The following is a 5,751-nucleotide window of genomic DNA, read 5'->3' on the forward strand; positions in this document are numbered from 1 at the left end:
TTAAGGCTCAGTAGCTCAGTGGTTAGAGCAGGGGACTCATAAGCCCAAGGTCGCAGGTTCAAATCCCGCCTGAGCCATCAATAAAAGCCAAACATTGTAACGATTTCACGCTTTTGGGTGCAGACTTCTAATGTCCTAGATTAGGGCAAACTGTTTTCGAATATGCCCAAAATTTAGATCAAATCTAGATCAGGTTTGGATGAGCACCCGTTCAGTTTTAGAAACGTTTAATGCTTATCAGAGATGGCTAATCTAGGCGTGAAATTATCAGCGGGGAAAGCATTTAGTTTCACGTACCACACGTTCTTCACGTCCTGGGCGCCTTATAAATACATCCTTTTACAGGGATGTCTCAGAACTATTAATAAAACTCGCTCCAGTCGGTAACGTTCCAAGGTGTAACTGCAGCCTTGCCGCACCAATGCACCATACACACCAGTTCTACAGCTAATAAACTCTCCGTAATCAGAACTTGCCGTAGCTGCTCTGAGTTCTGCTATTTCGGGCTGCTATCTGAAGTGAATACGAATGAGCATAAGAGCTATGCATTCATTAGCAACATAATTTATTTTGGAGAAGTAAAATCCGTTTTGAAGCCGTCTTAGATTAGGAACAAGGCATGGACTCTAAGGCAATGGATTACGTGAGCGATCCGCCCATTAATATCTTCATCTCCAGGTAGCTTTCTTCCCTGTGGCCTCGATGATAGCCCTTTGCTTCCCTCGCGAGACCAGTATCATCTCGATGCCCCCCACGTTCTGAATGAATCTCCGAATCTCATCCTTGCTCAAGGTGGCGACCAGACTATTGAAGGAACAGAAATATCTGATCTGATAGACGCTTCCCAGGGGGATGGGCTTAACCTCCTATTGGGCAAAGATGGCAGCGATCGCATCTTGGTGAACACGAACGATCTTGCAAAGGGTCAGATGGGCAATGATTACCTGGACGTTCAACAGGGAAAAGCTCAAAACCAGCTCTATGGCGGTAGCGGTGATGATACGCTACTCGGACGAAAGGGCGATCGCCTTTTGGGGAATAGGGGTAAAGATGTACTGGATGCTCGAAACGGTAGGGCAGACAATGTACTAAATGGTGGCGATGATGATGATGTGCTTTATGCAGGTCTTCGAAGTGATGTGTTAATTGGAGGTAGAGGACGCGATCAATTTTGGCTGACAACAAAGCAGCTACCTGTGGCGCCTCATCGGGTAAAGGACTTTAAGCCCAATCATGATTATCTAGGGTTCGACTCCGTGAACGGGATTGATCAATTTAGCGACTTAACCTTTGCTGCATCCGGTTCCAATACCCAAATCCAGTTCATTAACCATACGATTGCCATCCTGAAGGATATCTCACCCGATACGATCACGGCTAACCACGTACTCATTAATCATTTACCCGATACAGAGCGAATCTTTGCAACCTACCGCAAGGATTACTTCTTTCCCAATGACGTTTACGACGAGGATACTCCCGAACCGCTCACGGGGGGACGCATCCAGATTGCGGCGATCGCCCAAGTCTCTGGCAAGGTCAACAACGTGTTGATTGAGGGGATTGATCGTCGGGTGATGTTCCAGAAAAATCCCGATAACCCCTCACCGTTTGAATGGGTTCACGTTTGGCCGCAAAAGGCAAAGGTTGGAGAACCGATTTGGGTGAATTTCCACTCTCGTCAGGCGAAGTGGGACACGATTGCCCAGGCATCCATTCAAGTCGAAACCCGTAATGGCCTTGCCGTCGATGGATTCTTTCCAGTCGTCCAAACTCCGGCTCCGCTCTCCTATGTCACCACGACGGATGACTATTCCCGTCTGCTTATCCATGTTCAGAACACGGATACAACGCCCCAGCATGTTCAGCATCTTTGGGTCAATGGGGAGAATGTGTTAGCAGGGGATGCGGCGAAGACATTGCTGCTTAACCACAAACTACCGTCTAACTCCCACGTTCTCTGGGAGATTCCCTTAGCCACACCAACATCCCCCGGCGAAGCCTGGACGGTCGTTGTGGACTGCAAAAATGCCCCATCTGCTGTAGGTACAGGTCGAGTCATTCCTGAAACCTTCCCCGTGATGGCATGGAATAACACGTCTGAGCGCCCGTTCCCTGCTGGAGAACTCGACAACTATCTCAAGATTCGTGCTGCTGGAATTGACACTATTTTCGTGAACAGTGGCACCTGTCGGGGGCGTGCCTGTGATCCCTATGAACTGATTAACACTGAGCTTGCAGGCTTAGAGGATTTCGGAGCATTTATTAACTACGAGCCATTTGTTGCGCCCAATCAAGGCTTCCCAGACTTTACCGATACATCCGGCATCGTTGCTGTGATGACTGGAGACGAGTCGGACGACACGATCTACACCGATAACGGCATTCCCATTCCTGCCCTTCAAGCCCGTGATTCTTGGCGATCATGGAACCGTTACCCAGAGCTTCCCACGTTTAATGGGGGTAAGACGAATAAGCTGATCGGTACCTTTGCAGGGATGGCTGACATTCAAGGGCTTGACTTTTATACCGCCGCCGGAGCTCCCCATATTACGGCGTTTGGAAATTATCCACCCCTACGAGCGACCTTCGACTACCTCCGCAACATGCGGAATAACCACATGCCCCTAACGACCTGGATGCATACCCAGGGGCTTTCTCCGATTTGGAATCGTGAACCCATCCTCGGCGGTGACCAATTTAGTATCCAGCCCGATCCCCAGGAAATCTTGGTACAAGGCATGATGGCGATCGCAGCGGGTGCCAAAGGACTCCTGTGGTTCCAAGTGAATCAGGACGAAGCCGAGAAATCTCCAGAACGGTGGCAGGCGATCGCGGATATGAACCGGATGGTGCGATCGGTGTGACCGTGGTTGCGAGAGGGAGATGTCACAGGCGCAGCTAGCGCTGATGCTAAAACCCTTGTTGAGTTGATCCACGCTCCGGATGCGTTGATTGTGCCGATCATTAGCATGGACACCACAGAGGAGCCGACCGATCTCGGATTTATCTTGGCTCAGTCAGAAGAGGAGGTTCCTCACTGGATCTTTGCCAATTCAAGTCCTGATGTATCGGTACAAATCCCTTCAAATTTCAATGTTGCAGATGTGTTTGAAGTAAAACCTGACGGTATTGCAGAGATAGACGTCACCCTCTCGAATCAGATAGCACGCTTTGAAAATGTTTCATTGAGCAACACTATGCCTGTACGCTTGCTGGTTCTAGCCGCTAATGATGCTGTTCGGATTCAGATGGGCGCAGCCTTTAACGAACGTCAGTTCGGGATAAGAGAGGGGCAGGTTAGAGAGGCTGAAAGTGCTAAGTTTTCCCCCCTTGACCTGCCCCATGTTTAGTCTAGAAGACCTGTTTTGTGACATCGATGACTTCTGCCCAACCTTTGAACCGCAGTGGGAACGTCAACTGTTAGGCAATGGTTTGCAACAACGCAAACGACGCCGGAGCTTGTGGCTCAGTGAAATCATGACGCTTTTAATCGGGTTCCATCAGTCCAGCTACCGTCACTTCAACGCCGATTACCAACAAAAGGTCTGCCTGGAGTGGAACAACGCCTTAGTTCCAAGCCTGGGGCAATGGTGGATTGCTGGCGGCGTGCTCGTCGTGGTCGGTTCCCTTGTCGGTGCCTGGGCGGGTGTTCAGGGCTACCTGGGCGACAAGAGCTTCTGGTTTGGGCATCAGGGTTACGAATACGTGGAACTGGGTCGCCTCTGGCAATTATTGTTAATTGGCGGCATGGTGTTCTGGCTGTGGCTGATGTTCCGCGCCCTCAAACCCGCGCTGAAAGCGGAGGGTAGCAAAACCGGATTGAATCACTTTTTCCTCTACAGTGCGATTACAATTCCCCTGTTCTACGCATTGGGCTTGATGTATACCAACCATACACCGCTGAGTATTGCGGAGTATTGGCGCTGGTGGGTGGTGCATCTGTGGGTCGAAGGATTCTTTGAGGTGTTTGCCACGGTGGCGATCGCCTATCTCTGTAGCGAACTCGGGTTCCTCAAGCGGTCTTCTGCGTTGCGAGCCACCTATCTCACCACCATTCTCTATCTCGGTAGCGGGGTGATTGGCACGCTGCATCACCTGTACTTTGCCGGAACGCCCGTGTTTATCACTGCGATGGGTTCTGTTGCGTCGGCGCTGGAAGTGGTGCCCCTCACCCTGATTGGCTTTGAGGTGGTGAAGTCCCTGAAGCTCTCGCCAGAAGCCCAAGGGTTCTATCGCATGCCGCTAAAGTTCTTCATTGCGACTTGTTTTTGGAACCTGGTAGGGGCTGGCGTGTTTGGCTTCTTAATCAATCCGCCGATCGTGCTCTATTACTCCCAGGGTCTGAATACAACGCCGATTCATGCCCACTCGGCTCGGTATGGCGTGTACGGTTCGCTGGCGATCGCCCTCATGCTCTTCGCCCTGCGGGAAATCACCCCCGACCGCGCCTGGGATGAAAAGAACCTCAATTTCTCCTTCTGGTGGATCAACGCTGGACTGGTGGTGATGATGGTGTATGGCTTAATTCCCAACGGCTTCTATCAACTGGTGCAATCGGTGAATCACGGCACCTGGTATGCCCGCAGTGCTGAGGTGATCAGTTCCCCGCGGACAAAAGACCTTGGCCGAGGCATGCGCCAAGCGAGGGATTGATCCGCAAGCGTTTCTAACGCAGTTGGAAGCCTCGGTTTCTGGTTTGGGGTAGTTTTTATGGTGGCATCGCCTTGGGTATAGCGGTTTGCCTATATCTGCAAACGCCCCTGTTACTTTGGCTGTATCTGGGGGCGATCGCCGCGTTGGGAGTCGATGCCATTTCCGTTTTCTATCGCCAGCAAAAAGCAATCGCCAATGAACTTCTAACCTTTGCGGCGGTCTGTCTAGCGGCTCCGTTTGCGTACCTCTCTACCGTTGGTACCTGGTCTCCATCCATCGTAGGGCTGTGGCTCTTAAACACCCTCTTCTTCGGCAGTGCAATTTTTACAGTCAAGCTTCGCAAACCCAAGACGGCATCGCTGCGTCCAGGCTTGCTCTATCATGCGATCGCCAGCTTAATCGTCTTTGGATTAGTGGACAGTGGGTTACTGTTCTTAATGACCGGCCTTGCCTTTAGTGTTGTACTTTTGAAGTATGGGTTGATTCTTTGCCAACTCAGGTGGTATCAAACCACATCGATTCAAAATGTAGCTTTTTTGGAAACAGGCTCAGCTATTTTGTTTCTAATAATCTCGGCGCTCTCCCTACTTCCAGTTCGCCTCGCCCTATCCAGTTAGCCCATTAAGGCGCAATGAGTACCCTAGGCAAATGGGTAAGTGGGACACTAGGATCAAGTCAGCGATCAGAAAGCCATGACGTTGCAGCCGCATCATCAATCGCTGTCTGTGTTTAAAAGCGACTTGCTGATCACCAAGGATAACTTCATCTGCTCATCTCATCCAATATCTCTACAGTTACTAGAGGGCAGTACCATGACAGAACTTCTTTCTCCCAGCCCGTCCATCGAGTTTTTTGACGGCTTGTATGAAGACTTAAGTGGGGTTAGTTTGAGGCGCGATCGCCGCACAGGCCACCACGTTGCGTTGCTGATGTTTGAGAAACTCAAGTCTATTGAGCAATTCAACAGCTACCGTAAACGATTCCATCAATCCTTAAAATTAACCGACACCGAGGGGCAAATCCTGATGCAGCCATCCTCCGTTCAATCCCTGCGGGTCGATTCCCCGCCGCTCTGCGGCGTAAAATGCCAGGATG

At 50.7% G+C, this 5,751-nt stretch carries 3 protein-coding genes, 1 tRNA gene and 2 pseudogenes; all 6 read left to right on the forward strand.

Going from position 1 to position 5,751, the window contains the following annotated elements; all coding sequences use genetic code 11:
* Positions 1-4 precede the first annotated feature (4 nt).
* Positions 5-77: transfer RNA gene (locus IGR76_07000), tRNA-Met, on the forward strand.
* 636 nt (positions 78-713) lie between these two features.
* On the forward strand, positions 714-2,867 hold the full coding sequence (locus IGR76_07005; GenBank protein ID MBF2078260.1) for a hypothetical protein: 2,154 nt from the start codon (positions 714-716) through the stop codon (positions 2,865-2,867).
* A gap of 6 nt (positions 2,868-2,873) precedes the next feature.
* The gene (locus IGR76_07010) at positions 2,874-3,353 is read left to right on the forward strand and encodes a hypothetical protein (GenBank protein ID MBF2078261.1); all 480 of its coding nucleotides are present in this window, start codon (positions 2,874-2,876) and stop codon (positions 3,351-3,353) included.
* 224 nt (positions 3,354-3,577) lie between these two features.
* Positions 3,578-4,602 (forward strand): annotated as a pseudogene (locus tag IGR76_07015) (cbb3-type cytochrome c oxidase subunit I).
* A 50-nt stretch (positions 4,603-4,652) separates the two neighbouring features.
* Positions 4,653-5,273: pseudogene (locus tag IGR76_07020) on the forward strand (YwiC-like family protein).
* Positions 5,274-5,468: 195 nt separating this feature from the next.
* A partial coding sequence (locus IGR76_07025) for a photosystem II reaction center protein Psb28 (GenBank protein ID MBF2078262.1) occupies positions 5,469-5,751 on the forward strand: 283 nt, incomplete at its 3' end.

Source organism: Synechococcales cyanobacterium T60_A2020_003 (assembly GCA_015272205.1).
Taxonomy (GTDB): domain Bacteria; phylum Cyanobacteriota; class Cyanobacteriia; order RECH01; family RECH01; genus JACYMB01.